The following is a 26,171-nucleotide window of genomic DNA, read 5'->3' as shown; positions in this document are numbered from 1 at the left end:
GCACTTATTGTTTCGTTGAATGCTATTTGAACTTGCCCAGACATGAAGTCATCCGTAACCCAGCGGTTACGAGGAGCAACTATGCAATATCCCGATCGTACTGTTCTATCCAACCGTGTCAGCGAACTGGCGAGCACGCGCGCCTTGCTCAATTGCCTGATCAAAGAGTTCGCGCTGCCGGAAAATTGCCTGCGTTATAACTGGCCGCAAGAAATGAGCGGTATCGCGCCAGGAAGTTATCTGGAAGGGCTGCAATGCAAGGGTATTCCCCTGACCATCAGCCTGCCCAACGGCCAACAGTTCTTCGTGATGGTGGATCGCCGCGACCGGCTCGGCAGCCACCGCTACCTTTCCGATGTGTATGCCCGTCAGGGCGATGCGCCGTGGTCCAGCCTGGCGTTCCCCGAATTCGTTGCGCAATTGCTCAGCGCCTGTGAAGACATGACCCGCGCCAGCAACGACGAGCTGCTGGATCAGGTGCTGCAAAGCCAGTCTCTGACCGCCGCCATTGTCGCCCACAATATGGATGGCGAGGGCCCTGCGCCGCTGAGTAACTACCTGGCCAGCGAACAAGGGCTGTGGTTCGGCCACCCCAACCATCCGGCTCCCAAGGCGCGACTCTGGCCGGCCCACCTGGCCCAGGAAACCTACGCGCCGGAATTCCAGGCGCGCACAGCCCTGCACCTGTTTGAAGTGCCGCGCGAAGGCCTACGCATTTCCGCCAACGGGCTGAGCGAAGAGCAAGTACTGGCCGGTTTCGCCGATCAAAGTCGTGCGGCACCGGGCAGGGCGATCATCTGTTTGCACCCGGTCCAGGCGCAGTTATTCGTGCAGGACCGTCGGGTGCAACACCTGCTGGAGCTGGGCGAGCTACGGGACCTCGGGCCCACGGGCGCGCTCGCCAGCCCGACAGCCTCCATGCGCACCTGGTACATCGAAGGCCATGACTATTTCATCAAGGGTTCGCTGAACGTACGCATCACCAATTGCGTGCGCAAAAATGCCTGGTACGAGCTGGAAAGCACCTTGATCATCGACCAGTTGTTCCAGCGTCTGCAGCAGACCCAGCCGCAAACCCTGGGAGGCTTGTCCACCGTGGCCGAGCCGGGTTCATTGAGCTGGGCGCCGAAACACGCCAGCGAAACCGACAGCCATTGGTTTCGCGAACAGACCGGCGCCATCCTGCGGGAGAACTTCTGCCGTCGTTCCGGTGCCGATGTCAGTGTGATGGCCGGCACGCTCTTCGCCCGGGACATTCATTCCCAACCGTTGGTCCATGAATTCCTCCAAGGCTTCAACGGCCAACCTCTGGCAGACGAACAGTTGCTGAACTGGTTCGACCGCTATCAGGCGCTATTGCTGCGCCCGGTGCTGGCGCTGTTCTTCAATCATGGCGTGGTGATGGAGCCGCACCTGCAAAACAGCGTGCTGATCCATGACAACGGCCAGCCACAGCAACTGCTGCTGCGGGATTTCGAAGGGGTCAAGCTCACCGATGAACTGGGCATGTCCGGTATCGATATCGGCCTGCATCCGCGCGTGCGCCAATCGTTGCTCTATACCCGCGAGCAAGGCTGGAGCCGCATCAGTTACTGCCTGCTGATCAACAACCTGTCCGAGGCGGTGCTGGCCCTGAGCTGGGAACGTGCGCACCTGGCGCCGTTGATGTGGCAACGGGTTGAGCAACAACTGCGCAGCATCCGTGGAGAACTGGTGAGGCCTGCGCCGGAGCTGGACGCGTTGATCGCTGGCGAACCCATCGCCTGCAAGACCAACCTGAAGGTGCGCCTGGCCGCCAAGGCCGATCGCCAGGCCGGCTACGTCAACCTGCGCTCGCCTTGGGCCGAGGAGGCACGTTATGCCTGACCTGCCAGAAACCGTCATGGCCGCCATCGACGGCGCGCGCCGTCAGCACGAAGATCCACTGGCGTTGTTCGTCTACGATTTGGACGCGCTGACCCAGCACGTCGGCGAGGTCATGGCCGCGCTGCCCGCCGGTGTGGAGTTGTATTATGCGATCAAGGCCAACAGCGAAGCGCCGATGCTCAAGGCATTGGCGCCTCTGGTCAGTGGATTCGAGATTTCTTCCGGCGGGGAAATCGACCGGGTGATGGCTTGCCCTACCCGTAAGCCCTACGTGTTCTCCGGCCCTGGCAAACTCGACTCCGACCTGCGCGCCGCCCTGGCGAATCAGGTGGAGGCGATTCATCTGGAAAGCCTCAATGAAATCGACCGCTTGCAACGCCTGGCACAACAGGCCGGGCGGGTTCAACCGGTGTTCATCCGCATCAACCCGCAACTGCCTTCCACGCTGTCCAGCAAGCTGGCGATGGCCGGCACGGCGACGCCATTCGGCATCGATGAAGCGGAACTGCCCGAAGCGGTTCGACGGGTGCAGGCCTTCAGTCACCTGACCCTCAAGGGGTTTCATGTGCATGCGATGTCCCACCAGAACTCGGTGGAGCGTCACGAACAACTGCTGGATTTCTACCTGCAACGCTGGAGCGAATGGAAGGCGCTGGCAACCGGAACCGAGCAACCGACGCACCTGAATGTCGGCGGTGGCATCGGCGTCGACTACCTCAGCGGGCAACGGTTTGACTGGCCGCGTTTGTGCCGGCACCTGGGCCAATCCCTGGCCGCCCATGAACAACCGCCCGTGGTGCGTTTCGAGCCGGGGCGTTTCATCAGTGCGTTCTGCGGCTACTACGTGATCGAGGTGCTGGACACCAAGACCAGCCACGGCGAGCACTTCCTGGTCTGCCGAGGTGGCACCCACCAGTTCCGTCTGCCGGCGGCCCAGAGCCACGATCATCCGGTCATGCATTTGCCGCACCGGCGCAAGCCGCAGCCGGACAGCGCGAAAACCTGGACCGTCGTCGGCCAGCTGTGCACCCCCAAGGATGTGCTGAGCCGTGGTTGCCAATTGCAAGGCGTCGAGGTGGGTGACCTGTTGGTGCTGCCGATGGCTGGCGCCTATGGCTACAACATCTCCCACGCGGACTTTTTGTGCCATCCACGCCCGGCGCAGCACTTCGTCAGCGCTACGGCGCCGGGTGAGTTGCTGTGAAGTTGCCGCGCCATTGGGTGGTGATCAATGTCCTGCTGGGCACGCTCACAGTCAGCCTGAACAATAGTTCTCTAAACCCGGCGTTGCCGGCGTTCATGAGTGCTTTCGCCATCGGCCCGCTGATGGCGACCTGGATTGTCGCAGGCTTCATGACCGCCATGGGCATGACCATGCCGCTGACCAGTTTCCTCAGTCAGCGGGTCGGCCGAAAACGCCTGTATCTGTGGGGTGTGGCGCTGTTCATTGGTGGCTCGCTGTTGGGGGCCCTGGCCGACTCCATTGCCGTGGTGATTGCCGCGCGGGTGATCCAGGGGATCGCCAGCGGCCTGATGATCCCGCTGTCGCTGGCGATCATTTTTTCGGTGTATGCCAAGGACGAACGGGGCCGGGTGACGGGGCTGTGGGGCGCGGCGGTAATGCTTGCCCCGGCGGTGGGGCCGTTGTGCGGCAGCCTGCTGCTGGAGTGGTTCAGCTGGCGCTCGCTGTTCCTGATGAACGTGCCTATCGGCCTGTTGGCCTTGGTCTTGGGCCTCGGCGTGCTGCCGGCGTCCGAGCCGCCTGAACGCAAGCCCTTCGATTTTGCCGGGTATCTGCTGATTGCCGGGGGCATTGGCTTGCTGATGGTTGCCACCAGTCGCCTGCATCATGCCGGCGGCCTGGTCGATCCGCTCAACCTCGCCATGCTGGTGGCCGGCGTGTTGTGCCTGATCGCTTTTGTGCGGGTGGAACTGAGTCACCCGGCGCCGTTGCTCAACCTACGGATTTTCGCCCTGCGCGGTTATCGCTTGAGCGTGATCATCGCCGTGGTGCAATCGGTGGGCATGTTCGAGTGCCTGGTATTGGTGCCGTTGCTGGTGCAGATGGTGCTGGGCTACAGCGCCATCTGGACCGGTCTGGCGCTGCTGTGCACCGCGCTGTTCGCCAGCCTGTTCGGCCAGCTCGGCGGCAAGTGGCTGGACCGGCACGGGCCGCGGGCCGTGGTGTCGCTGGGCATGTTGCTGACCGGTGCGGCGACCCTGGCCCTGGGCATGCTCACGTCGCAGACCACCATCACTACGGTGTTCGTACTGATGATGGTACGCGGTGCCGGGTTGGGGCTTTCCTACATGCCGGTCACCACCGCCGGCCTCAATGCCTTGCCAGAACCGATGGTCACCCAGGGCGCGGCCATGAACAACATCTCCCGGCGCCTCGTGTCGTCGTTGGCCATCGTGATCGCCTCGCTCTGGCTGGAAATGCGCCTGGGTGTCGAGCCCGGCTCTGCGCTGCACACCTCGGCGGCCATCAGCGAGGTGTTTATCGCCACCGGTGTCCTGATTCTGCTGGCCTTGCCCAGTGCCTGGCGTTTCCCCGTGCCTGAACGGGCGGCCGAGCCGTCGCCCATTGCCCTCGAACAACGTTAATCGATAAGGAATTCCCATGACGATTTTTGAAAAAGCCCCGCATACGACCTCCACCTCAGGCCCGGGTGCCTGGCTGGCGCGTGTCGATGCCGACGTCTGCCGACGTGTCCAGCAGCGTGTCGTGGGCCAGTTGCTGCAAACCCTGCTGTATGAAGACGTGCTGGCGTACCAGTGCCAACCGCTTGGCGACGGCCTGTATCGCTTCATCGTGCAAGGCCGTGATGCGGATCGGCAACCGGTGCAATACCGCTGCAACGGCCTGCGTAGCAGCAGTTTCGAACTGGTTCGCCTGGACCATGCCAGCCTTGAGCGCGTGGAGGCTTCGGGCCAAGCCCAGGCGCCGAACCTGCACCAGGCCCTGGCCGAACTGCTCGGCGAATTCGAGGGTAGCGCCCACTTGCCGCGGTTCATCCAGGAATTGGAACAGACCCAACTCAAGGACCTGCAAGCCCGCAGCCAGGGCTACAGCGCGCCACGTGCGGCGCACCTGTTGGACGTGGACGCGCTGGAGCAGCACTTCATGGACGCCCACAGTTACCACCCGTGCTACAAGTCGCGGATTGGTTTTTCCTTGCAGGACAACACTCGCTACGGGCCGGAATTCGCCGCTCCCATCGCCGTCGTCTGGTTGGCCGTGGCGAAGTCCTGCGGGGCAATGAACCATTCCTGCAAAATGGATTTCATGGCGTTCATCCGCCAGGAAGCGGGGGAGAGTCGCCTGCAACAACTGGCCACCGTCCTCGAAAGTCGCCGCCAGTCGCCGGAAGATTATTGGCTGATCCCGGTCCATCCGTGGCAGTGGGAGAACACCATTGTCCCGAACTTTTACCCCGAACTGATCAGTGGCGAGCTGATTCACCTCGGTGTTTCCGATGATCAGTACAAGGCCCAGCAATCGATCCGTACCTTGGCCAACGCCAGCGCGCCCGAGCGCCCGTATGTGAAGCTGGCGATGAGCATGACCAACACGTCCAGTACGCGGATCCTGGCGCGGCACACGGTGATGAACGGCCCGATCATCACCGACTGGCTGCAGCAACTGATCGCCACTGACAGCACTGCTCGCGCCCTGGATTTCGTGATCCTGGGAGAGGTGGCCGGGGTCAGCTTCAGCTACGACCATCTGCCGGCCAGCCGCGCGTCCCAAGCCTACGGCACCCTGGGGGCCATCTGGCGCGAAAGCATCCACGGCTACCTCAAGCCCGGTGAGCAGGCCGTGCCGTTCAATGGCCTCAGCCACGTGGAAAACCGCTACGGCCAGGGCGAACAGGCACCCTTCATCGACGCCTGGATCGCCCAGTACGGCTTGCAGGCCTGGACCCAACGCCTGCTGGAAGTCACGGTGCCGCCGATCATCCATATGTTGTACGCCGAAGGCATCGGCATGGAATCCCACGGCCAGAACATCGTGCTGATCGTCAAGGATGGCTGGCCGCAACGCATTGCCCTCAAGGATTTCCATGACGGTGTACGTTATTCCCCGGCGCATCTGGCACGCCCTGAACTGTGCCCGACCCTGGTGCCGCTGCCCGCCAGCCATGCCCGGTTGAACCGCAACTCGTTCATCCTCACCGATGACGTCAATGCGGTACGCGACTTCTCCTGCGACTGTTTCTTCTTCATCTGCCTGGCGGAAATGGCGATTTTCCTGCACCAGCATTATCAGCTGGATGAAAGCCGTTTCTGGCAGATGACTGCCGAGGTCATCTGCGCTTATCAAACAGCGCACCCACAACACCGCGAGCGCTTTGCCCTGTTCGATGTGTTCGCACCTGCCTATGAAGTGGAGGAACTCACCAAGCGCCGCCTGCTGGGCGACGGTGAGCGGCGCTTCAAGTCGGTGCCCAATCCCCTGCATGCATTCAGGCCGCAACCATGCTGAGAACCAATCAACTGAAACTCAGACTCGGCGCGGGGCAGGCCGCCTATGGCCTGATCAGTTCGATCCCGTCGGCGATGGCGATCGAGCTGATCGCCGAGGCCGGCTACGACTTCGTGATCATCGATATGGAGCACGTGCTGATCAATCCGGAAACGGTGGAGCACATGATCCGCATGGCCGAGGCCTATGCCATCACGCCGCTGGTGCGGGTCGCGGACCTGAACCCGAAAACCCTGTTGCGCCTGCTCGATGGCGGGGCCCAGGGCATCGTGTTGCCGATGATCGAAAGCCCGGAGCAACTGGCCGAGGCGATTGCCGCGTGCAAATACCATCCGTTGGGTCGACGTAGCCTGAATGCCGGGCGCCCGGGTTCGTTTGGTAAGTACAGCCTTGCCGAGTACGTGGGCCGGGCCAACGAGCAAATCATGGTGGTGGCGATGATCGAAAGCGCCGAGGGCGTACGGCGGGCGGCGGACATTGCCGCCGTGCCCGGGCTGGACATGATCCTCGAAGGCGCGGCCGACCTGTCGCAATCCCTGGGAACGCCCTGGCAGATCAACGAGCCCGCGGTGCAGCAGGCCTTGCTCGACACCTGGCAGGCCGCCCGCAGCGCTGGCGTGCCGTATTGCGCGATTCCCCGCCAACCCGACGATCACGCCCGCTGGCGTGGCCGCGGGGTGAATACCTTTGTGCTGGGCGACGAACGCGGCATTGCGTTCCGCGCTCTCCAGGGCCGCTTGGCCACACTTTCTTCAGAAGGACAATGAATCAAGATGACTACTGCGACCCCACAGGCCATGAGCCAAGCGACCAACATCGTCATGCAGGACCTGGTGGACTGCCTGCTGGCCGAACAGTTCTTCGGCAGCGAACCCTTGCCCCTGGTGAGCGATGCTGACTGGCAGCGCGCCCATCCATACGCCCCGACCTTGACCGGACAGTACATCTGGGAGTGGTGCTGCGACCCGGTCGAACAGCGCTTCATCAGCATTGCCCTGCGTCCCGGTATAACCCAGCAATGGGAAAAGGTCCCGGGTACGCCGGTGCTCGCGCGCCAAGACGAGCAATGGACCGTCCTGTCCCCGGAGGACTTCATGAAGCGGGTGTTCGGCTCGATGAGCGAGCGCTTCCAAGACAATGACAAGGGCCTGGCTCTGTTTCTCGACGTGTTGCACACCAGCGTTAAGCAAACGGCGTTGTCCTTGTCCCACGCCGTCGATGACCAGGGTCTGATGGCCCAGGATCCGGCGACCTTTTTCCGCACCATGGAGCAATGGGCATCGCTGCGTGACCGTCCGTACCACCCGTTGGCGAAGGCCAAGCAAGGTCTCGACGATGAAGAATATCGCCGCTACCAGGCCGAATTCGCCCGCCCGGTGGCCTTGAGCTGGGTGGCGGTGGATCGCACCTTGCTGCTATGTGGCGAGGGCGTGGGCGACTTGGCGCAGTGTTATCCGGCGCACTACCTGTTGCCGCCGGATCTGCAGGCCCGTCTCGGTCAGGAAATGCAAGCACGCGGTCTGGCCGACACTCATGTCGCGCTGCCGGTCCACCCTTGGCAATGGGAACACGTGCTGGACAAGCAATTGGCAGAGGTGTTCGCCAAGGGCGACTGCCAGCGCCTGGAGTTCAATGAAGGGGATTTCTTCGCCACCTCGTCCCTGCGTTCCATGACGCCGTGCTTCAACAGCGCCGATTACCTCAAGCTGCCGATGGCGATTCATTCCCTGGGCGCGTCCCGCTACCTGCCGGCGGTCAAGATGATCAACGGCGGCCTGAGCGAAGCCTTGCTGCACGAAGTACTGGAAAAGGACGCCACTCTGCGCCAGTCGCTGCACCTGTGCGACGAGGGCAAGTGGTGGGCATTCATGCCACCGGACGCCACGCTGTTCGACGAAGCACCACGGCATCTGTCGGCCATGGTCCGAGGCTATCCACGCGCGCTGCTCGAGGCCGCCGACACCCGCCTGCTACCCATGGCTGCCCTGGGCACGCCGTTGCCCGGTAGTAACCGGCATTTCTTCGATGACTGGATGCAATACCGCAACTTGCCGGTAGGCGCTGAATCGGTCTTGACCTTGTTCCGCGAACTGGCCCGCAGCTTCTTCGACATCAACCTGCGCATGTTCCGCCTGGGCATGCTCGGTGAAGTCCATGGCCAGAACGCGGTGCTGGTCTGGAAGGACGGCCATGCCGATGGCTTGCTGCTGCGCGACCATGATTCGCTGCGCATTTTCGTGCCGTGGCTGGAGCGCAACGGCATGGCGGATCCGGTGTACCGCATCAAGAAAGGCCACGCCAATACCCTCTACCACGATCGCCCGGAAGACCTGCTGTTCTGGCTACAGACCCTGGGCATCCAGGTCAACATGCGAGCGATCATGGACACCCTGGCGCAGGTCTATTCGATCCCGGTGGCCGGCCTGTGGTTGGCGCTGCGCGGAGTACTGGACGAGTTGATCGAAACCATCGATTTCGACGACGAGGCTCGGGCGATGATCAAGCGCCAGCTGTTCGACGCGCCAAACTGGCCACAGAAACTGTTGCTCACACCGATGATTGAGCGCGCCGGTGGGCCGGGCAGCATGCCGTTCGGCAAGGGCGAGGTGGTCAACCCGTTCCGCCGGCTGTTCCTGGAGGCTTGAGGGAATGGCGGTCAGGAGCAGCCTCGGGGCTGAGCCGGCGAACGTTGATTTGCCTGGCGGGTTCACGGCTGGCGAATGGGCGGTACTCAGCGGCGCCTTGCGGCTCAAACCGGCCGGGGCGCGCGATCCGCTGCGCTCCCTGGCGGCGCAAGAGCTGTTGAACGGTGGGGTATGCCTGCGGTTGTTGGATGAACTGACACCGATTCTCGGCTCGCCGTCGCGGGCGATTACCGCTTCGTTGTTGAGCAAGCGGATTGCGTTCCTCGCCACCGGTGCCTGTCTCTATGCCCTGTCGGCGTGTGACAAGGGGCTGCGGCTGACCCCGGATAACTGCATCATCGAGTACGGCCACGACGAGGGACTCTGGACCTCGTCGCTGCCGCTGCTGGACCTCGAACCACTGGCTTACGTCCACGGCGCTCGCGAGGCCTGGCGCGAAACCCTGGTCAGCAACCTGTTCGCCGGGTTGCTCAAACCGTTGTGGGAGCTCTTTGTCCAGGTTAGCGGCATTTCCCGGCGCATTCTCTGGGAGAACACCGCAGTGCGGGTGTACTCGTTGTATGAAAAGCGCATGGACAGCCTCCAGGATCCTTGTGCACGTCGCCGTGTCGAGGCTGACTTCGACTGGCTGCTGAACCAGGCCGCCCCGGCGTTGTTCGGTCTGGACTACAACCCGTTGCAGCATTTTCGTCGCGCGCCCATGGTGCTTGAAAACGGCCTGGGCTGTCGGCGCCTGCGGCGTACTTGCTGTTTCTATTACCAGGCCAGCAACCCGGTCGAATACTGCTCGGCCTGCCCGTTGCTGCGAAAGAGAAAGAAACCATGAATGATTCAATGGCGCCGCCGCGAACCGGGTTGACCGAATCGCTGCTGGCGCAATACCAACGCATCCCGGCGTCCACCGTCGGGCACTTCACCGATAGCGGATACTTGCGCGGTATCCGCCCGCTGTTCGACAACCTGCGCATGGTCGGCAAAGTCGTCACGGTAAAACTCTTCACCCCCGATGGCAGCATCCTGCGTGAAGCGTTGTTGCTGAGTGAGCCAGGGGATGTGCTGGTGGTGGAATGCGTGGGTGACCCCGAGTGTGCCTGTTGGGGCGAGCTGCGGACACTGGCCGGGCTGATCAAGGGGGTGGCCGGCGTCGTGGTGTGCGGCGCGGTGACTGACGTGGTGGCCTTGCGCGCGCATCGCTTGCCAGTGTTCAGTCGTAGTGTCAGCGCGTTCACGACCCGTAGCCTTGGCTTGGGTGGCGAGGTCAACCAACCGATTCAGGTCTCGGGTGTCACGGTGCGTGCCGGCGATATTGCGCTCGGCGACGACGACGGGGTGTTTATCCTCAGCGTGCAACAGGCCATCGACCTGTTGCCAAACGTATTGGCCAAGGAGCAGGCCGATCAACTGAAACGGACCGAATTCCTGCAACGTATCCAGGCGCCGCGCTGACCGTCAGGCGTCGCGAAACAGGTCGTGGGCGTCCAGCAGTCGCCAGGCGATTTCCGGGCGTTTTTCCAGCCCACGCCGGATGGCCGCCGGGATCGTCTGGCGAATCTTGCGACACAGGCCGGGGTGGTCCTGGAATTCTATGGCGATGCCACGCATGGTGCGTACTTCGTTGTAGCCGGGTTCGACGGTCAGGCGGATGCCCAGGTTCTCGTATAACCGCTGCTGCAGCCGTTCGAGTTCGGCCAGGCTCTGGATGTTTTCCAGCCGTTCGAGCAGGCGCTTTTCTTCCTGGCGGTTGAAACAAAGGATGCGCAGGTCGCTGCCGGGCGTTTGCAGCAACATATCGCGCCCGCAATCACAGACGCCAGGCGGGCAGGGGGGGCGGATCGGAATCGACGCGGTCATGGGCTCCACAAGGTCTGCAACACAACGAAGCTGCCTCTGAGGCTATCGGCTGACCCAGGCAATGTGATGCCTGGCGTCTTGTCGGTCAACCCTGGCGAGTGGCCGCTGGTCTGCCGCGGCTGTTTGCGCCACGGCTCTGCTGTGGGAGCGAGCTTGCTCGCGATAGCGGTGGGTCAGCTTGCCTCCATGTTGGATTTGCCGTCGCCATCGCGAGCAAGCTCGCTCCCGCAGGTGAATCGCTTACAGCCCCAACTCGGACAACCCCGGATGATCGTCCGGCCGGCGTCCCAACGGCCAATGGAATTTGCGCTCGCTTTCCTTGATCGGCATGTCATTGATGCAGGCATAGCGGTTGGACATCAGGCCCTGCTCGTCAAATTCCCAGTTCTCATTGCCATAAGAACGGAACCAGTTGCCCGAATCGTCGTGCCATTCGTAGGCGTAGCGCACGGCGATACGGTTGCCGGTGAAGGCCCAGAGCTCCTTGATCAACCGGTAATCCAGTTCCTTGGCCCATTTGCGAGTCAGGAATGCCTTGGCCTCTTCGCGGTTATGGGCGAATTCGGCGCGGTTACGCCATTGCGTGTCCAGCGTATAGGCCAGGGACACCCGCTGTGGGTCTCGAGAGTTCCAGCCATCCTCGGCCAAGCGAACTTTCTCGATAGCCGATTCACGGGTGAATGGCGGTAAGGGCGGACGAACTTCAGCGGGGGACGACATGGCAAATCTCCAATGAGTGATTGACAATTTGTACAGCGGTTTACGAAGTGCGTTTGTTATCTAACTTCAACCAACAAAGTTCTGAGCAGGTCTTGAGCGTCATCAGCGGCACTGTGATCGCCCATGACCAGCGCGACGGTAATGGCGCCATCGATCAGGATCAGTAACTGCCGGGCCATGGCTTGCGGATTATCGATACCTTGGTCCGAGCACAGCCGGGTGACGTAGTCGAGCAACTTCTGTTTGTGCAACTTCGCCACTTGGCGGACCGGGTCCTGCGGATCGCCGGTTTCGCCACTGGTGTTGATGAATGCGCAGCCGCGAAAGCCTTCGCTGTCGAACCAGCCCTTGAGTACGGTGAACAAGTTGAGCAAGCGTTCCGCTGGCGTCGGGGCCTTGTCGACCTCGCTGCTGAACCAGTGCATCCAACGTTCGTCACGGCGCTTGAGGGCCGCCACGATCAGGTCGTCCTTGTTGGCAAAGTAGCGGTAGATGCTTTTCCTGGAGACGCCGGCGGTTTTTACCAGAAGGTCCATGCCGGTGGCGGCGATGCCACTTTTATAGATCAACTTTTCGGCGACATCGAGGATGATGTCTCGGGTTTCATTGCTAGTGATTTCGTTCATGTTTATTACAGTAGAATGATCGTTCTCCTTGGTCAAATCTTTTTTCATGAAGACGGGAAGACCCGAACCGATCCATGGTGTAAGCTCATGCGTTCTTCGGATTCGACCTTTTGCGAGCCCTATGCCGTCGCTTTTCAAACGCTCCCTGCTGCCCAAGCTGCGCAGCTTTGCACTGACCGCCGATGCCGTGACCATCCTCGATGGCGCCGCCGAGTTCCGCCGTTGCCTGCTGGAGAAAATTGCCCAGGCCACCCAGCGCATCTACATCGTCGCCCTGTACTTGCAACAGGACGAGGCGGGCCAGGAAATCCTCGATGCCCTGCATGCTGCCAAAGCGGCGCGTCCTGAACTGGACGTGGTCGTGGTGGTGGATTGGCTGCGGGCCCAACGCGGGCTGATCGGCGCCAAGAAGCAGCCGGGCAACTCAGCCTGGTACCAGGAACAAACGCGCACCCATGCCAGCGAAGTGCCGATCTACGGCGTACCGGTGCAGACCCGCGAGCTGTTCGGCGTGCTGCACTTGAAAGGCTTCGTGATCGACGACTGCGTGGTCTACAGCGGCGCGAGCCTGAATAATGTCTACCTGCACAAGTTCGACAAGTACCGCTACGACCGCTACCACCTGTTGCAGAACGTGGCACTGGCCGATTCGATGCAGCACCTGGTGCAGCACGGCTTGATCGCCTCCAAGGCGGTACATCGCCTGGACCTGCCGAACCTGCCCAGCACCCGCAGCCTGCGCAATGATATTGGCGACCTGCGCAGTCGCCTCAAGCACGCGGCGTATGACACCAACGCCGGCAGCCTCGACAAGAGTGGCCTGTCGGTCAGCCCGTTGCTGGGCGTGGGCAAGAACAACCCGCTGAGCCGGGTGATCGGCGAACTGATCGCCAGCAGTCGCCAGCAACTGACCATCTGCACGCCATACTTCAACCTGCCCCTGGCCGTGACCCGCGAGATCAACCGCGCCCTGGCCCGTGGGGTGAAGATTGACATCATCGTCGGCGACAAGACCGCCAACGACTTCTACATTCCGCCAAGCGAGCCGTTCAAGATCATCGCCGCATTGCCCTATCTCTACGAGATCAGCCTGCGGCGCTTCGCCAAACGGCACCAACGCTACATCGACAGCGGGCAATTGAACCTGCACCTGTGGCGCGACGGTGACAACACCTATCACCTCAAGGGCATGTGGGTTGACGAGCGCTACACTTTGCTCACCGGCAACAACCTCAACCCACGGGCGTTTCGCCTGGACCTGGAAAACGCCCTGTTGCTGGACGACCCCAAGGGCGAGTTGCTTGCGCCGCGCCAGGCCGAGCTTGAGCAGATCTACCGGCATACTCGCCGGATCGAACGCTACCTGGACCTGGAAACCCTGCCGGACTACCCGGCGGCTGTAGGCAAGTTCCTCAAACGGGTCAGCCGGGTGCGTATCGAACGGCTGCTTTACCGGATCCTGTGAACGCCCGCGCCATGTCGGAAAAAGACACCATCTCCATTCAGTTGGTCCGTGAGGCGCTGCTGCAAAGCTGCGCCCCCGGGGCGACCACCAATGAGGTGCTGAGCAAGGTCGGCATCGACCCCGCGCTACTCGATGATCCCCAGGCGCGGGTCGCAGCCCATGCCTATGCGCGGCTCTGGCGGTTGCTGGCAAGGCGATTGGACGATGAGTTTTTCGGCATGGACCCGCGCAAGCTCAAGTCCGGCAGCCTGGCGTTTCTTTGCCAATGTGCCATGGCCCAGCCGACGCTGGCCGCCGGATTGACGGCGGGGCTGGGGTTTCTCTCGTTGATGCTCGAACACCTGCCGGCCCAGTGGGTCCGCCAGCAGAGCCTGGCGGAGATCGTCCTGTTGGAGGACGATCAGGAACCGCGCCGGGCGTTTACCTATTTCACCTACTGGATGATTGTCCATGGCGTGGCCTGCTGGCTGGCCGGGCGACGCATTCCTATCCTTTCCGTCGAGTTGCGCTGCCCGGCACCGGATTTCTGCGACGACTATCGGGTGATGTTTTCCCAGAACCTGCGCTTCGACCGGCCTCGCACACGCATGATCTTCGCCGCCGAATGCCTGGACCTGCCCATCCGGCGCAGCGCCGAAGAGCTCAAGCGCTTCCTGGCCCAGGCCCCGGCCAACATCCTGGTCAAATACCGCGACCCGCAAAGCCTTGCCAGCCGCATCCGTCACGATTTACGCCAATTGTCCGCCGAACAATGGCCGGAAACCGAGGCGCTGGCCCAGCAGTTGTGCGTATCCGCGTCCACCCTGCGCCGCCGCCTGGCGGAGGAGGGCCAGACGTATCAGGGCATCAAGGACAGCGTGCGCAAAGAGCTGGCGATTGCCTGGCTTGCCGAGCCGTCCATCAGCTTCGTCGACATCGCCGCGCGCCTGGGTTTCGCCGACGCCAGCTCCTTCTACAAGGCGTTTCGCAAGTGGTCCGGGTCCAATCCGGGGCATTATCGCAGCTTGATTCTCAATGATCTCAACTGAGCAATGCCAGCGTCTCCGAGCATCAGCTTGCGATCCTGGTACTCCATTTCTGATGTGGAATGGGCAGCTTGCACGAATCGCCGCGCCCCATCGGGAAGTACTGGAAACCCCGTTGCGCCAGGCGCTCCGCGTCGTATAGGTTGCGTCCATCGAAGATCACCGGGGCTTTGAGTCGCCTCTGGATCAGGTCGAAATCCGGGGCTTTGAACTGTTGCCACTCAGTGCAGACGATCAGCGCATCGGCTCCACTGAGGGTCGCTTCCGGGGTGCCCATGAGGCTCAGGTTAGGGTGGTCCTGATACAACGATTGGGTCTGTTGCATCGCCTCTGGATCGAAGGCCCGAACGTGAGCGCCGACTTCCCATAACGATTCCATGAGTACCCGGCTGGGGGCGTCTCGCATGTCGTCGGTATTGGGCTTGAATGCCAGGCCCCACACGGCAAATGTCCTGCCACGCAGATCGCCCCGGTAGAACGCATTGATCCGTTCGAACAGCTTATGTTTTTGCCGCTGGTTGATCGCTTCCACCGCCTGCAGCAGATCATTGGAGCATTGGGCTTGCTGTGCGCTGTGGATCAGCGCGCGCATGTCCTTGGGGAAGCATGAGCCACCATAACCGCAGCCGGCATAGATAAAGTCATAGCCGATGCGCGAGTCGGCACCGATGCCCAGGCGCACGGATTCGACGTCGGCGCCCAGGTGTTCGGCCAGTTCGGCGATCTGGTTGATGAAGCTGATCTTGGTTGCCAGCATGCCGTTGGCGGCGTACTTGGTCAGCTCGGCGCTGCGCAGGTCCATGAACATGATGCGGTCATGGTTGCGATTGAAGGGGGCGTACAACTCGCGCATCACCTGGCGGACTTCATCGCGCTCGCAGCCGATGACTATCCGGTCCGGACGCCGGCAGTCGGCGACGGCCGAGCCTTCTTTGAGAAATTCCGGGTTGGAGACGATATCGAAGTCCAGTGTGTGCTGGTAGCGCTGCAGGGTTTCGATGATCCGCTCGCGCAGGGCGTCGCCTGTGCCCACGGGGACGGTGGATTTCTCCACGATGATCACCGGTTCGCGGCGATGTCGCGCGATGGCTTCACCCACCGAGAAGACCCCGCTCAAGTCTGCGGAACCGTCGGGACGCGACGGAGTGCCCACGGCAATGAACAAGACCTGTCCGTGCTCCACGGCGAGGTTTTCTTCGCAGGTGAAACGAAGCCGCCCGTTTTCCAGGTTCTCTTTAACCAACCCGGCCAGGCCAGGTTCGAAGAGGCTGACATGTCCCTGGTTAAGGGCGCTGACTTTTTCGTAGTCGATGTCCATGCAGACCACGTCGTGACCGACCTCCGCCAACACGGTGGCCTGGACCAGTCCGACATAGCCGCTACCGAACACACTGATTTTCATTGGGCACTCCTGGAAACCGGCGTATGAGCAGGTCGAGAGTTGATGGTGATGACGCCAAGGATGACCAGCGCCACTCCCAGGCTTTTCGAGAGGCTGAAGCTTTCGTTGAAGACCGGTAGCGCGGCGGCCAGTAGGTACACCAGCGCGTAGCTGATACTCAGCAGCGAATAAGCGCGAGCCACCGGCAAATCCCGCAACGCCATCAGCCAACTGAGCATCGACAAGGCGTAGGCGAGAATGGCTATCAGCACCACGCCAAGTGCCGTCAGATCGAGGCTTGTGCTGAGCCAGTGTCCGGGAAGCGGCAGGCGCCCCATGCTCCAGCGCAAGCCCAGTTGCGCGGCGCTGACCAGCATCACGCTGCCCAAGGCAAAGACAATCCCACGCCCAGGATTCATGCGTGTTGCCCCAGCAGTAGCACGCCAGCCATCACCAGGGCGACGCCCAGCCAGTGGCGGCGGTCGACGGCCTCATGAAAGACAAACCGGCCAACCAGGGTGATCAGCACGAAGTTGAGGCTCAGCATCGGGTAAGCGATGCCGACTTCGAGGCGCTGCAACACCAGCAACCACACTAAAAGACCGGTACCCAACGCGGCCAGCGCCAGCCATAGCCATGGCGAGCGTAGCTTCTCGCCCCAGCCCGACGCCTGGCCGCGCCAACTCTCCACGGCGCATTTCTGGGCTATCTGGCCCAGGCAGGTCAATACGCAGGCGGCCATCAGTAGCAGCAGGCTCATGACGGCTCCTGGGAGAAAATCAGGATAACCAGGTTGCCGCGTTCATAACGTTTGCCATCCTTGGGTAGCCGTTCGATTTCGTCGAGTTCGTCATCACCCTTGACCCGCATGACCACGCCGACCGAGCCGCTTTGGCGGGCGTCGCGCATCCACTGCTGGACCCGTTGCAGGTCGACTCGTTGTTGCATGCCATCGGGGTAGGCAAGGCCATATTTCAGCTCGCCGACGGTGTTGTACAACGCCACGGCTGGGCGTTTCAGGCGCCACGCCAAGGCTGACGCGGCACCAAGGTCGTTGCTCAATAGCGTGTCGGTCTGGCCGAGTTCCTGGAGGTGTTCGAGGATAAATTGATCGGGCATTTTGTTGGCGACCACAGACCGGGGCAATCCGGCCGGCAGCAAACCGATCAGCAGCAAACTGCCGAATGCCGGCGCGGCCCAGCAGCGTAAAGGCCTGAGGGCTTGCAGCAGGTTGGCTATGATCCAGCCGAGCAGCCCGATGACCATCAGTACCAGATTGTGTGGCTCATGGTCATACAGTGGCTTTTTAAGTTGCAGATAAACCACGGCGAGCAGGGCGAACAGACCCAGAACCAGGTTCAGCAGACCGTTGATGCCCAGCGCCCGCTCCTGTTTCAACGCGAGCCGGTCTGCCAATGCATGCCCCATGAGCAACGCCAGGGGCAGCAGACACGGCAGGATGTAGCTCGGCAATTTGCCTTTGCTGAGGCTGAAGAACACCAGCGGCATCAACAGCCACAGCATCAGGAAAGCGATATTGGCTTGGCGACGGGTTTGCCAGGCCTGGCGCAACGCCGGCGGCAGCAGCGCCACCCATGGCAGACTGAACGCCACCAGCAATGGTAGATAGAACCACCACGGCGCATCATGCTGGGCATCGTCCCCGGCAAAGCGCCGGATGTGTTCGTGCCAGAAGAAGAACCGCCAGTAATCCGCTTCTCGGGCATGCACCGCCAGTGCCCAGGGCAGGCTGACGGCGACAGCCACGGCAATCGCCAATGGGCCATAGATCAGCAATTCACGCCAGCGCTGCTGCCAGATCATCCAGGGTAGGGCAATCAGTACCGGCAGCAACCAGGCGAGAAAACCCTTGGTCAAAAAGCCCATGCCACAGGCCAGTCCCAAGGTAGCCCAGCCGACCAGCCGCGGGGTGCGGCGCCGGCTGTCCAAGGCAAACCACAGGGCCACCAGGCTCAGGTTGACCCAGAGGGTGAATTGCGGATCGAGGTTGGCGTAGCCTGCGGCGCCGGCGATCACGGTGAGGCTCATGTACAGCAAGGTGCAGGCAAAGCTTTTGCGCCGATCACTCCAGAGCCGGTGGGCGATCAGATAGCACAGCATCACGCTGAAGCCGGTGCTGACGACCGAGGCGATGCGCACACCAAACAGGTTATCGCCAAACACCGCCTGGCCGAGGGCAATCATCCAGTACCCGGCGACCGGTTTTTCGAAATAGCGCAGGCTCATGAAATGGGGTGAGACCCAGTCACCGCTCAGGAGCATGTCCTGGCTGATCTGGGCATAGCGGGTCTCGTCGGGAATCCACAACCCATGGCTGCCCAACGGCAACAGGTAAGCGAGCAGGCAAATTCCCAGCAACAGCGGCAACGTCCAGCGCTTGCTCATGCGCCTTGCACTCCCAGCCAGCCTTCACGCCCTTCGAGCACGCCACGCAGCACCTGGCCTGCCGGCAAGGTCGTGGGTGTTTCGGGCAGCAAATCGCCCAAGGGGCGAAAACAGATGTTTCGCCGATGCGTGTCGGCCAGCAATCGACGGAAATCGTTGGCCATCGAAATCCCTTCCACTTCAGCATGGATCGTGTAGACGTTGAGTCCTTCGGGGCTAAAGCGCTCGAGGATGAAAGCGTTGTAATTCTTGGCCGTGACATTCGGACCGACCACCTCATCGAAGGTCGGCAGGTCTACCGGTATCTGCGGCACACCCAAGCCACCATCGGTCAGCGTCGGCTGGAACAGGCTTCGCCCCCGGCAATCGCTGTTGTAGCGAAAGTCGAACATTTGCTTGGCTTCAATCACGCGCTGATCGGCCCGCCAACCGGCCGCCGCCGAACACTCGACTTTTTCCCCGAGGATGTCGCTGAGGCTGTCCACGCCTTGGCGAATCTGCTCGATCAACTGCGCCTGGCTCCAGCGCCTGACATTGGCCTGCCAGCCATGGTGATCCCAGGCATGCAGGCCGACTTCATGGCCCGCGGCCCGGGCTTGGCGTATCAGGTGTCCGAGATCCCGGCCAATGGGTTTGCCAGGCCAGGCGGTGCCAGCCAGCAAGATGTCCCAGCCGTACAGGCCGGCGGCGTTGGAACGCAACATCTTCCAGAAAAATTGCGGCCGGATCAGGCGCCACAGGTGACGGCCCATGTTGTCGGGCCCGACACTGAAGAAAAATGTTGCCTTGACCCGTGCCTCATCGAGGATTTCCAGCAGCCGCGGCACACCATCGCGGGTTCCCCGGTAGGTGTCGACATCGATTCGTAGTCCTGCTCGCATCAGCATGATTCTTCTTTAGCGCACTCGGCGATTTCGCTCATGGCCTCGCGCAGGAAGAAATCCAGCGTGTTGCCGATGGTCTCGCTCATTTGCACGGTCGGCGTCCAGCCCAGCAGGCGCTTGGCGTTGTCGATGCTTGGCTTGCGGTGTGACACGTCCTGGTAACCGCTGCCATAGAACGCCTTGCTTTCGATATCGCGGAACCCGGCGAACGGTGGAAAGTTGTTCCTCAGCGGGTGCGCTTGGAACTGACGCAGCAACTCCTCGCCCAATTGGCGGATGCTGGCTTCGTTGTCCGGGTTGCCGATGTTGATGATCTGGCCGTTGCAGGCATCGTTCTCGTTATCGATGATCCGAGCCAGCGCTTCTACGCCGTCGGCAATGTCGGTAAAACAGCGTTTCTGCCCACCGCCATCGAACAGGCGAATCGGCGTGCCTTCCACCAGATTGAGGATGAGCTGGGTAATGGCCCGGGAACTGCCGATCCGCGCGGAGTCCAGGCGGTCCAGGCGTGGGCCCATCCAGTTGAAGGGGCGGAACAGGGTGAAGTTCAGGCCTTTCTGGCCATAGGCCCAGATCACACGGTCCAGCAGTTGCTTGGAGATCGAGTAGATCCAGCGCTGCTTGTTGATCGGGCCAACAACGAGGTTGGAGGTATCTTCATCGAAGTTGTCGTCCTGGCACATGCCATAGACTTCTGACGTCGACGGGAAGATCACGCGTTTGTTGTATTTGACGCAGTAGCGGACCAGTTTCAGGTTTTCCTCGAAATCCAGCTCGAACACCCGCAACGGATTGCGCGTGTACTCGATCGGCGTGGCGATGGCCACCAGTGGCAGGATCACGTCACATTTCTTGACGTGGTACTCGATCCACTCAGAGTGGATGCTGATGTCGCCTTCGACGAAGTGGAAGCGCGGATGACTGCGCAGGCGTTCGATCGCGTCGCAGCCAATGTCCAGGCCATAGACCTCGTACTTGTCATCGCGCAGCAGGCGCTCCGACAGATGATTGCCAATGAAACCGTTGACCCCAAGGATCAGCACCCGAGTCCGTCGTCGGGCGCGGCGTGACTCGGCGCCGCGCAGCAGGGAGCCTTCCACCAGGCCCAACTCATTAGCCAGTTGCGCACCGCTCAGGTACAAGCCGTTGTCGTTACGTTGACCGGCGGTGACCACCAGCGAGTCTTCGCCGCAGGCGATACGCAGCGGATCGACACTGATGACACGCCCCGGTGCCTGGCCTTCGTTGCCCTGGATGACTTTCGCGCTCCAGACAATCAGCTTGTGTTCGCCCACGGCGCAAAAGGCCCCCGGATACGGTTGGGTCACGGCACGCACCAGGTTGAACAATTCTTGCGCCGGGCGTTTCCAGACCAGTTTGCCGTCGGCCGCGGTGCGGCGACCGAACACTGTGGCCATGGATTCGTCCTGCTCCCGCTCACTGACTTTACCGGCAAGCAACGCAGGCAACGTGTCGCGCAACAGGTCGGTGGCGGCCACGCGCAATTTGCCGTGAAGGGTCAGCGCCGTGTCGCTGCGCTCGATGGCGACCTTTTGCTGGGCGAGGATCGGTCCGGCATCGGCGCGTTTGACCATACGGTGCAGGGTCACCCCCGTCTCGGTTTCACCGTTCACCAGCACCCAATTGGCCGGCGCCCGCCCGCGATAACGCGGCAGCAGCGAGCCGTGGAGGTTGAACGCACCTTTAGCAGCGGTCGCCAACAGCGACTCGCTCAACAGGTGACGGTAGTAGAACGAGAACAGGTAGTCGGGCTCGAGCTTGTTGATGCGCTCGATCCACAACGGATGGTTGGCGTCTTCCGGCGCATGGACCGGGATGCCTTTGCGCGCGCATAGTTGCGCAACGGAGCCGTAGAAGGTGTTTTCCTTCGGATCATCGGCGTGGGTAAATACGGCGGCAATGTCGAAGCCTGCGTTGAGCAGGGTATCGATACCGGCACAGCCAATATCGTGATAGGCGAAAACAACGGCTTTTGCGCTCATGAGAGAACCTGGTCGGAAGAAGTGGAAGTGAGTCCATCAACGGTGACAGCCGGGGAGGGCGTGGCGGATTGTCCGCGCAGAACCTTCTCGACGAAGAACCTGGGACGCGCGCGTACGTCGCTGTACATCCGTCCCAGGTACTCACCCAACAATCCCATGCCGATGAATTGCCCGCCGGTGAAGACGAACAGCACGGCGAACAGCACGAATGTTCCGTGGCCGGCCCACGCGGCGCCGAAAACCAGGCGCAGGACGATCAGTGCGGTGGCGAACAGCACGCCCAAACCAGCCATGATGAAGCCGACAATACTCAGCAGGCGCAGGGGCGTGGTGGTCATGCAGGTGATCAGGTCGAACATCAGGTTGATCAGGCGCATGGGGCTGTACTTGGATTCGCCATGTTCGCGCTCGGCGTGGGTCACCGGGATCTCCGTGGTGTGCCGGGCGAAGCTGTTGGCAAGGATCGGAATGAACGTGCTGCGTTCACGACACGCGAGCATGGCGTCGACGATGGACCGCCGGTATGCGCGGAGCATGCAGCCGTAGTCGCTCATGGAGACCCCGGTGGAACGCCGCACGGCAAGATTGATCAGTTTCGACGGCCAGCGCCGCAGGGCTGAGTCCTGGCGATTGCTGCGCACCGTGGCAACCACGTCATAGCCAAGCTCGGCCTTGGCCACCAGGCGCGGAATCTCTTCGGGCGGGTTCTGCAGGTCGGCGTCGAGGGTAATGACGACATCGCCCCGGCACTGTTCGAAACCGGCCATGATTGCCGCATGCTGGCCGTAGTTACGGTTGAGAATCACCGCCACGACCGGGCTGCCCCGCAGCGATGCCGCTTGTTCCAATAGGTGTGCCGATTCGTCCCGGCTACCGTCGTCGACCAGCACGATCTCGTACTTATGGCGAAGTTGCTGGCAAGCCGCTTCGGTGCGACGCAGCAACTCAGGCAAGCTTTCTTCTTCGTTGTAGACCGGAATGACGATGGACACGCAGTTGATTGGGTAAGGTTTCACAGATGTGTGTCCACGATGTTTTCAAGGGTGTCGACCACGCGATTCACGTCATCGACGGTCATGTCCGGGAACAACGGGATCGAGCACAGGCGCGCTGAGTTCCATTCGGTGTTGGGCAGGTGAAGGTTGGGGAAGCGCTGCCGGTAGTAGGTGTGCAGGTGTGTTGCGATGAAGTGGATGCCGGTGCCGATGTTCTGCTCTTGCAGGGCTCTCATGAATGCTTCGCGGTCCAGTCCGCAGCGCTCGGCGTCGATGCGCAGGATGAACAGGTGCCAGGCGTGTTGTTGCGGGTAGCTAGGCATCGCCAGCGGTTGCATTCTCGAACCTTCCAGCCGTTGCAGGTAGGCCTTGGCCAGCTCGGTGCGCTTGGCGTTGATCTGGTCCAGGCGTTCCAGTTGTACGAGGGCGATGGCGGCGTTGATGTCGGCCAGGTTGTATTTGAAGCCCGGCTCTATCACTTGTGCCTGGGGTTTGCGGCCGTGGGTGAGGCGGTCGTAGGCGTCCACGCCCAGACCATGAAACTTGAGCATGCGTACCCGGGAGGCGAGCGTTTCATCGTCGCTGACGAACATGGCGCCCTCTGCGCACGTCATGTTCTTGATGGCGTGGAACGAGAAAATCGCCGTGCCTTTTGACCCGATATGACGGCCCTTGTAGAGGGTGCCGACGGCGTGCGCGGCGTCTTCGATAACCGGGATGCCGTGTCTGTCCGCCAGCGCATGGAGCGGGTCGAGATCGAATGCCGCGCCAGCGTAGTGCACCGGAATGATCGCCTTGGTGCGGGGTGTGATCGCCGCTTCGATACTCGCCAGATCACTCATCAGCGTATCGCGATCGACATCAACGAACACCGGCGTGGCCCCCAGCAGGCAGATCATGTTGGCGGTCGATACCCAGGTTTGGGAAGGGGTAATGACTTCATCGCCCGGGCCGATTCCCAAGGCCAGTAATGTGATGTGCATAGCGCCGGTGGCCGAAGAAAGTGCTACGGCATGTCGACAACCCACATAGCGGGCGAACTGCTCTTCCAGTTGCTGGTTTTTCGGCCCGGTGGTAATCCAGCCGGAGCGCAGTACTTGCTCCACGGCAGCGATTTCCTCTTCGCCAATACTGGGCCGGGAAAACGGGAGAAACGCTTGAGTCATAGGCACCTCGGGGCTGAAGAGTAAGTAGCCTCTGAAACGAGAAGATTGGATCCGCGACAGCGTAGACGCTAAAACAAAAGCTGCATCAAAGAGTTGGCTTGTAAGAAAGTATCCTGGGGAGGGTGTTTTACAGCATGTTGAACCGATGGCTATTGCGAGGCGAATGCCCTTTATTCATTGAGGTTAGGCGGTTTTTTTTGAAAAAATCGTGAAAAAATAATAGGTAAATAATTCTTCACTCTACGCGCGAAGCTCAACTGAAATCTGATGGTGCTTACACCACTAATAGAATAAGGCTTACAGGGATTTCTTATGCTGTATTACATTTTCTTTACCAAGTGCTTATGTTTCTGAACAGGGCTTGAGAGCTGATCTAGAAAGACAAGAATTCAAGGGGATGTCATGTAAGAGGGGATTCCGATGCCTGGTAATCTTTCGATCACAAAACCGTCATTTATTTTTGATAAAAGCCTCTGCAGCAACGGAAAAGCCAAGCCATCAAGCAGAGTAACGTATGCAAGTGACCGTTTTTGGTAGCGGGTGTGTCAGTTTCAAGGAGTTTTCCTGTCCTCTGTTTGGGAAAGGATCCTGCATATGAAAATCCTGGTAACCGGCGCCGCCGGCTTTATCGGCTTTCATACGGCCAAGCGCTTATGCCGCGATGGCCACCAGGTTATCGGCATCGACAACCTCAACAGTTACTACAGTGTTGAGCTGAAACAGGCTCGGCTCGCGCAATTGGCGACATCGCGCAATTTCCAGTTCCAGTGGCTGGATGTGGCAGACAAACAGGCACTGTTGGCGTTGTTTGCCGAACAGGCCTTCGATCAGGTCATCCACCTGGCGGCGCAAGCTGGCGTGCGCTATTCCATCGATCATCCGGACGTTTATGCGCAAAGCAACCTGGTGGGTTTTCTCAACGTGCTGGAGGCTTGTCGCGGCCATCGGCCGGCGCACCTGATCTACGCTTCCAGCAGCTCGGTGTACGGCTTGAACGACCGTTTGCCGTATGCCACGACCGACCCCGTCGACCAGCCGGTGTCGTTCTACGCCGCGACCAAGCGCGCCAACGAGCTGATGGCTCACGCGTATGCGCATCTCTATGGCATTCCCACCACCGGCCTGCGGTTTTTTACCGTGTATGGGCCTTGGGGAAGGCCCGACATGGCACCGTTCAAATTCACCGATGCGATTCTCAAGGGCCGCCCCATCGACGTCTATAACGAGGGGGCGATGTCGCGTGACTTCACCTACATCGACGACATCGTCGAGGGTCTCGTGCGCTTGCTGGCGCTGCCGCCTACCGATCAGGCCGGCGTGCCCAACAAGGTCTACAACATCGGGGCCGGCGCGCCAGTGAGGCTACTGCAGTTTATCGAGTGCATCGAACAGGCATTGGGCGTTCGCGCAATCAAGAACTTCTTGCCATTGCAATCGGGCGACGTCGTCAACACCTGGGCGGACACTCGCGAGTTGGAAGAGCGTGTGGGGTTTCGCCCGCAGGTCGCGGTGCCCGTCGGCGTCCAGTCATTTGTCCATTGGTATCGCGATTATTACCGCGTCTAACCCTCTCATTTCTCAGTTTTGTTTCTGGAGCATCATGCACGAAACCCCTTATGTGTCGGTCCTGATCCCGGCAAAGAACGAGGCCGGCAATCTCATCCCGCTTCTCGAAGAAGTGCGCACGGCGTTGGCCCACGAGGAATTTGAGGTCATCGTGGTCGACGACGGCAGCACCGATGCCACCGCCGCTGAGTTACGTACCTTGCAAGACAGTGGCTACCGGCAATTACGGGTGCTCAGTCATGCCCGTTCCCTGGGCCAGAGCACCTCGGTCTACCACGCCGCCGAAGTCGCGCGCGGGCCTTGGTTGGCAACCCTTGATGGCGACGGGCAGAACGATCCGGCTGACCTGCCCAAAATGCTCGACCTGGTGCGCGGTTCCGAAGGTAAGCCGGCCGGGGTCAAGCTGGTGGCGGGGCATCGTGTCAACCGCCAGGACACGGCGAGCAAGCGCTGGGCATCGCGATTCGCCAATAAATTGCGCGCCAGCCTGCTGAAGGACCAGACGCCTGATACCGGTTGCGGTATCAAGGTCATCGAGCGCGAGGCGTTTTTGCGCCTGCCGTATTTCGATCACATGCACCGCTTTATTCCCGCCTTGATCCGCCGGCACAACGGCCGAATGCTGGTTCACCCGGTGAACCACCGTGAGCGTGGGGCAGGGGTATCCAACTACGGAAACCTCGACCGCGCGCTGGTGGGCATCGTCGATCTGTTCGGGGTGTGGTGGCTGATCAAGCGCACACGCCTGGACGTCAACGCACAAGAAACCGAGGTTTGAGATGGGCAGAGAATCTGTGTGGTTGGCTGTTGGCTTCGCTGGCCAGTTTGCGTTTACCGGACGATTTGTCCTGCAATGGCTATACAGCGAATACAAGAAGCGCAGTGTGATCCCAGTGGGCTTCTGGTACCTGAGCATCATTGGCAGCGCGCTGTTGCTGGCCTACGCCATCTACCGCGAGGACCCGGTGTTTATTGTCGGTCAGTCTTTCGGTTTCATTGTGTACCTGCGTAACTTGCAGTTGATCGCCAAGCACCATGAGCGGGAAAACCGCGAACTGGCGGGAAAGGACTGAACGGTGCCTA

At 61.0% G+C, this 26,171-nt stretch carries 24 protein-coding genes; 13 read left to right on the top strand and 11 right to left on the bottom strand.

The features are described from left to right. Positions 1-81 precede the first annotated feature (81 nt). From J9870_RS14965 to J9870_RS14930, 8 genes are read left to right on the top strand one after another with little or no spacing between them, the layout of a single operon-like run. Complete coding sequence (locus J9870_RS14965) at positions 82-1,866, top strand: IucA/IucC family protein (protein WP_210638791.1); 1,785 nt, start codon at positions 82-84, stop codon at positions 1,864-1,866. Next, the gene (locus tag J9870_RS14960) at positions 1,859-3,070 is read left to right on the top strand and encodes a type III PLP-dependent enzyme (RefSeq protein ID WP_210638790.1); all 1,212 of its coding nucleotides are present in this window, start codon (positions 1,859-1,861) and stop codon (positions 3,068-3,070) included. Before J9870_RS14965 ends, J9870_RS14960 begins: the two co-directional genes overlap by 8 nt. Beyond that, positions 3,067-4,473 (top strand): DHA2 family efflux MFS transporter permease subunit, encoded by a 1,407-nt coding sequence (locus J9870_RS14955; RefSeq protein WP_210638789.1) that lies wholly within the window; start codon positions 3,067-3,069, stop codon positions 4,471-4,473. The genes J9870_RS14960 and J9870_RS14955 overlap by 4 nt, the downstream gene beginning before the upstream one ends. Before the next feature lie 16 nt (positions 4,474-4,489). Continuing rightward, positions 4,490-6,355 carry an IucA/IucC family protein gene (locus tag J9870_RS14950; RefSeq protein WP_210638788.1) on the top strand — a complete coding sequence of 622 codons (1,866 nt, stop codon included), beginning with the start codon at positions 4,490-4,492 and terminating at the stop codon, positions 6,353-6,355. Then, positions 6,349-7,122 (top strand): aldolase/citrate lyase family protein, encoded by a 774-nt coding sequence (locus J9870_RS14945; RefSeq protein WP_210638787.1) that lies wholly within the window; start codon positions 6,349-6,351, stop codon positions 7,120-7,122. Before J9870_RS14950 ends, J9870_RS14945 begins: the two co-directional genes overlap by 7 nt. Before the next feature lie 6 nt (positions 7,123-7,128). Then, positions 7,129-9,000 carry an IucA/IucC family protein gene (locus tag J9870_RS14940; protein ID WP_246883008.1) on the top strand — a complete coding sequence of 624 codons (1,872 nt, stop codon included), beginning with the start codon at positions 7,129-7,131 and terminating at the stop codon, positions 8,998-9,000. A gap of 4 nt (positions 9,001-9,004) precedes the next feature. Beyond that, positions 9,005-9,826 carry an IucA/IucC family C-terminal-domain containing protein gene (locus tag J9870_RS14935; protein ID WP_210638786.1) on the top strand — a complete coding sequence of 274 codons (822 nt, stop codon included), beginning with the start codon at positions 9,005-9,007 and terminating at the stop codon, positions 9,824-9,826. Beyond that, entirely contained in the window at positions 9,823-10,446 is a 624-nt protein-coding gene (locus J9870_RS14930; protein WP_210638785.1) for an RraA family protein, read from the top strand. Before J9870_RS14935 ends, J9870_RS14930 begins: the two co-directional genes overlap by 4 nt. A 3-nt stretch (positions 10,447-10,449) precedes the next feature. Here the strand turns inward: J9870_RS14930 and J9870_RS14925 are convergent, their stop codons facing one another. From J9870_RS14925 to J9870_RS14915, 3 genes are all read right to left on the bottom strand, one after another. Continuing rightward, positions 10,450-10,851, bottom strand: a complete 402-nt coding sequence (locus tag J9870_RS14925; RefSeq protein WP_210638784.1) for a hypothetical protein — start codon at positions 10,849-10,851, stop codon at positions 10,450-10,452. A 240-nt stretch (positions 10,852-11,091) separates the two neighbouring features. After that, complete coding sequence (locus tag J9870_RS14920) at positions 11,092-11,571, bottom strand: nuclear transport factor 2 family protein (RefSeq protein ID WP_210638783.1); 480 nt, start codon at positions 11,569-11,571, stop codon at positions 11,092-11,094. A 56-nt stretch (positions 11,572-11,627) separates the two neighbouring features. After that, positions 11,628-12,197, bottom strand: a complete 570-nt coding sequence (locus J9870_RS14915; RefSeq protein ID WP_210638782.1) for a TetR/AcrR family transcriptional regulator — start codon at positions 12,195-12,197, stop codon at positions 11,628-11,630. Between the two features lie 121 nt (positions 12,198-12,318). On the opposite strand from J9870_RS14915, the gene pssA reads away from it, so the two are divergent. Both pssA and J9870_RS14905 read left to right on the top strand, forming a co-directional pair. Then, positions 12,319-13,662, top strand: a complete 1,344-nt coding sequence (pssA, locus tag J9870_RS14910; RefSeq protein ID WP_210638781.1) for a CDP-diacylglycerol--serine O-phosphatidyltransferase — start codon at positions 12,319-12,321, stop codon at positions 13,660-13,662. An 11-nt stretch (positions 13,663-13,673) separates the two neighbouring features. Continuing rightward, positions 13,674-14,690: an AraC family transcriptional regulator gene (locus tag J9870_RS14905; protein ID WP_210638780.1), complete on the top strand. Its 1,017-nt coding sequence runs from the start codon at positions 13,674-13,676 to the stop codon at positions 14,688-14,690. Between the two features lie 22 nt (positions 14,691-14,712). On the opposite strand, the gene J9870_RS14900 is transcribed toward J9870_RS14905, so the two are convergent. The 8 genes from J9870_RS14900 to arnB are packed head-to-tail and all read right to left on the bottom strand — an operon-like array spanning position 14,713 to position 23,522. After that, on the bottom strand, positions 14,713-16,089 hold the full coding sequence (locus tag J9870_RS14900; RefSeq protein WP_210638779.1) for a UDP-glucose/GDP-mannose dehydrogenase family protein: 1,377 nt from the start codon (positions 16,087-16,089) through the stop codon (positions 14,713-14,715). Next, positions 16,086-16,487, bottom strand: coding sequence for a 4-amino-4-deoxy-L-arabinose-phosphoundecaprenol flippase subunit ArnF (gene arnF, locus J9870_RS14895; protein ID WP_210638778.1), 402 nt, complete (start codon positions 16,485-16,487; stop codon positions 16,086-16,088). Before arnF ends, J9870_RS14900 begins: the two co-directional genes overlap by 4 nt. Next, the gene (gene arnE, locus J9870_RS14890; protein ID WP_210638777.1) at positions 16,484-16,828 is read right to left on the bottom strand and encodes a 4-amino-4-deoxy-L-arabinose-phosphoundecaprenol flippase subunit ArnE; all 345 of its coding nucleotides are present in this window, start codon (positions 16,826-16,828) and stop codon (positions 16,484-16,486) included. Before arnE ends, arnF begins: the two co-directional genes overlap by 4 nt. Then, positions 16,825-18,474 carry a lipid IV(A) 4-amino-4-deoxy-L-arabinosyltransferase gene (gene arnT / locus J9870_RS14885; RefSeq protein WP_210638776.1) on the bottom strand — a complete coding sequence of 550 codons (1,650 nt, stop codon included), beginning with the start codon at positions 18,472-18,474 and terminating at the stop codon, positions 16,825-16,827. Before arnT ends, arnE begins: the two co-directional genes overlap by 4 nt. Then, positions 18,471-19,355 (bottom strand): 4-deoxy-4-formamido-L-arabinose-phosphoundecaprenol deformylase, encoded by an 885-nt coding sequence (gene arnD / locus J9870_RS14880; protein WP_210645288.1) that lies wholly within the window; start codon positions 19,353-19,355, stop codon positions 18,471-18,473. The genes arnT and arnD overlap by 4 nt, the downstream gene beginning before the upstream one ends. Continuing rightward, entirely contained in the window at positions 19,355-21,361 is a 2,007-nt protein-coding gene (gene arnA / locus J9870_RS14875; protein ID WP_210638775.1) for a bifunctional UDP-4-amino-4-deoxy-L-arabinose formyltransferase/UDP-glucuronic acid oxidase ArnA, read from the bottom strand. Before arnA ends, arnD begins: the two co-directional genes overlap by 1 nt. After that, positions 21,358-22,377, bottom strand: a complete 1,020-nt coding sequence (gene arnC, locus J9870_RS14870; protein ID WP_210638774.1) for an undecaprenyl-phosphate 4-deoxy-4-formamido-L-arabinose transferase — start codon at positions 22,375-22,377, stop codon at positions 21,358-21,360. The genes arnA and arnC overlap by 4 nt, the downstream gene beginning before the upstream one ends. Continuing rightward, positions 22,374-23,522, bottom strand: coding sequence for a UDP-4-amino-4-deoxy-L-arabinose aminotransferase (arnB, locus tag J9870_RS14865; protein WP_210638773.1), 1,149 nt, complete (start codon positions 23,520-23,522; stop codon positions 22,374-22,376). The genes arnC and arnB overlap by 4 nt, the downstream gene beginning before the upstream one ends. A gap of 594 nt (positions 23,523-24,116) precedes the next feature. On the opposite strand from arnB, the gene J9870_RS14860 reads away from it, so the two are divergent. From J9870_RS14860 to J9870_RS14850, 3 genes are read left to right on the top strand one after another with little or no spacing between them, the layout of a single operon-like run. Further along, entirely contained in the window at positions 24,117-25,088 is a 972-nt protein-coding gene (locus J9870_RS14860; protein ID WP_210638772.1) for an NAD-dependent epimerase, read from the top strand. Between the two features lie 34 nt (positions 25,089-25,122). Beyond that, a complete protein-coding gene (locus J9870_RS14855) occupies positions 25,123-25,866 on the top strand; it encodes a glycosyltransferase family 2 protein (protein ID WP_210638771.1) in 744 nt (247 codons plus the stop codon). 1 nt (position 25,867) lies between these two features. Further along, complete coding sequence (locus tag J9870_RS14850; protein ID WP_210638770.1) at positions 25,868-26,161, top strand: lipid-A-disaccharide synthase N-terminal domain-containing protein; 294 nt, start codon at positions 25,868-25,870, stop codon at positions 26,159-26,161. Positions 26,162-26,171: the final 10 nt, after the last annotated feature.

The organism is Pseudomonas sp. Tri1 (assembly GCF_017968885.1).
In the GTDB taxonomy this organism is placed as follows: Bacteria; Pseudomonadota; Gammaproteobacteria; order Pseudomonadales; family Pseudomonadaceae; genus Aquipseudomonas.
This window is presented reverse-complemented; position numbering and strand designations above follow the sequence as displayed.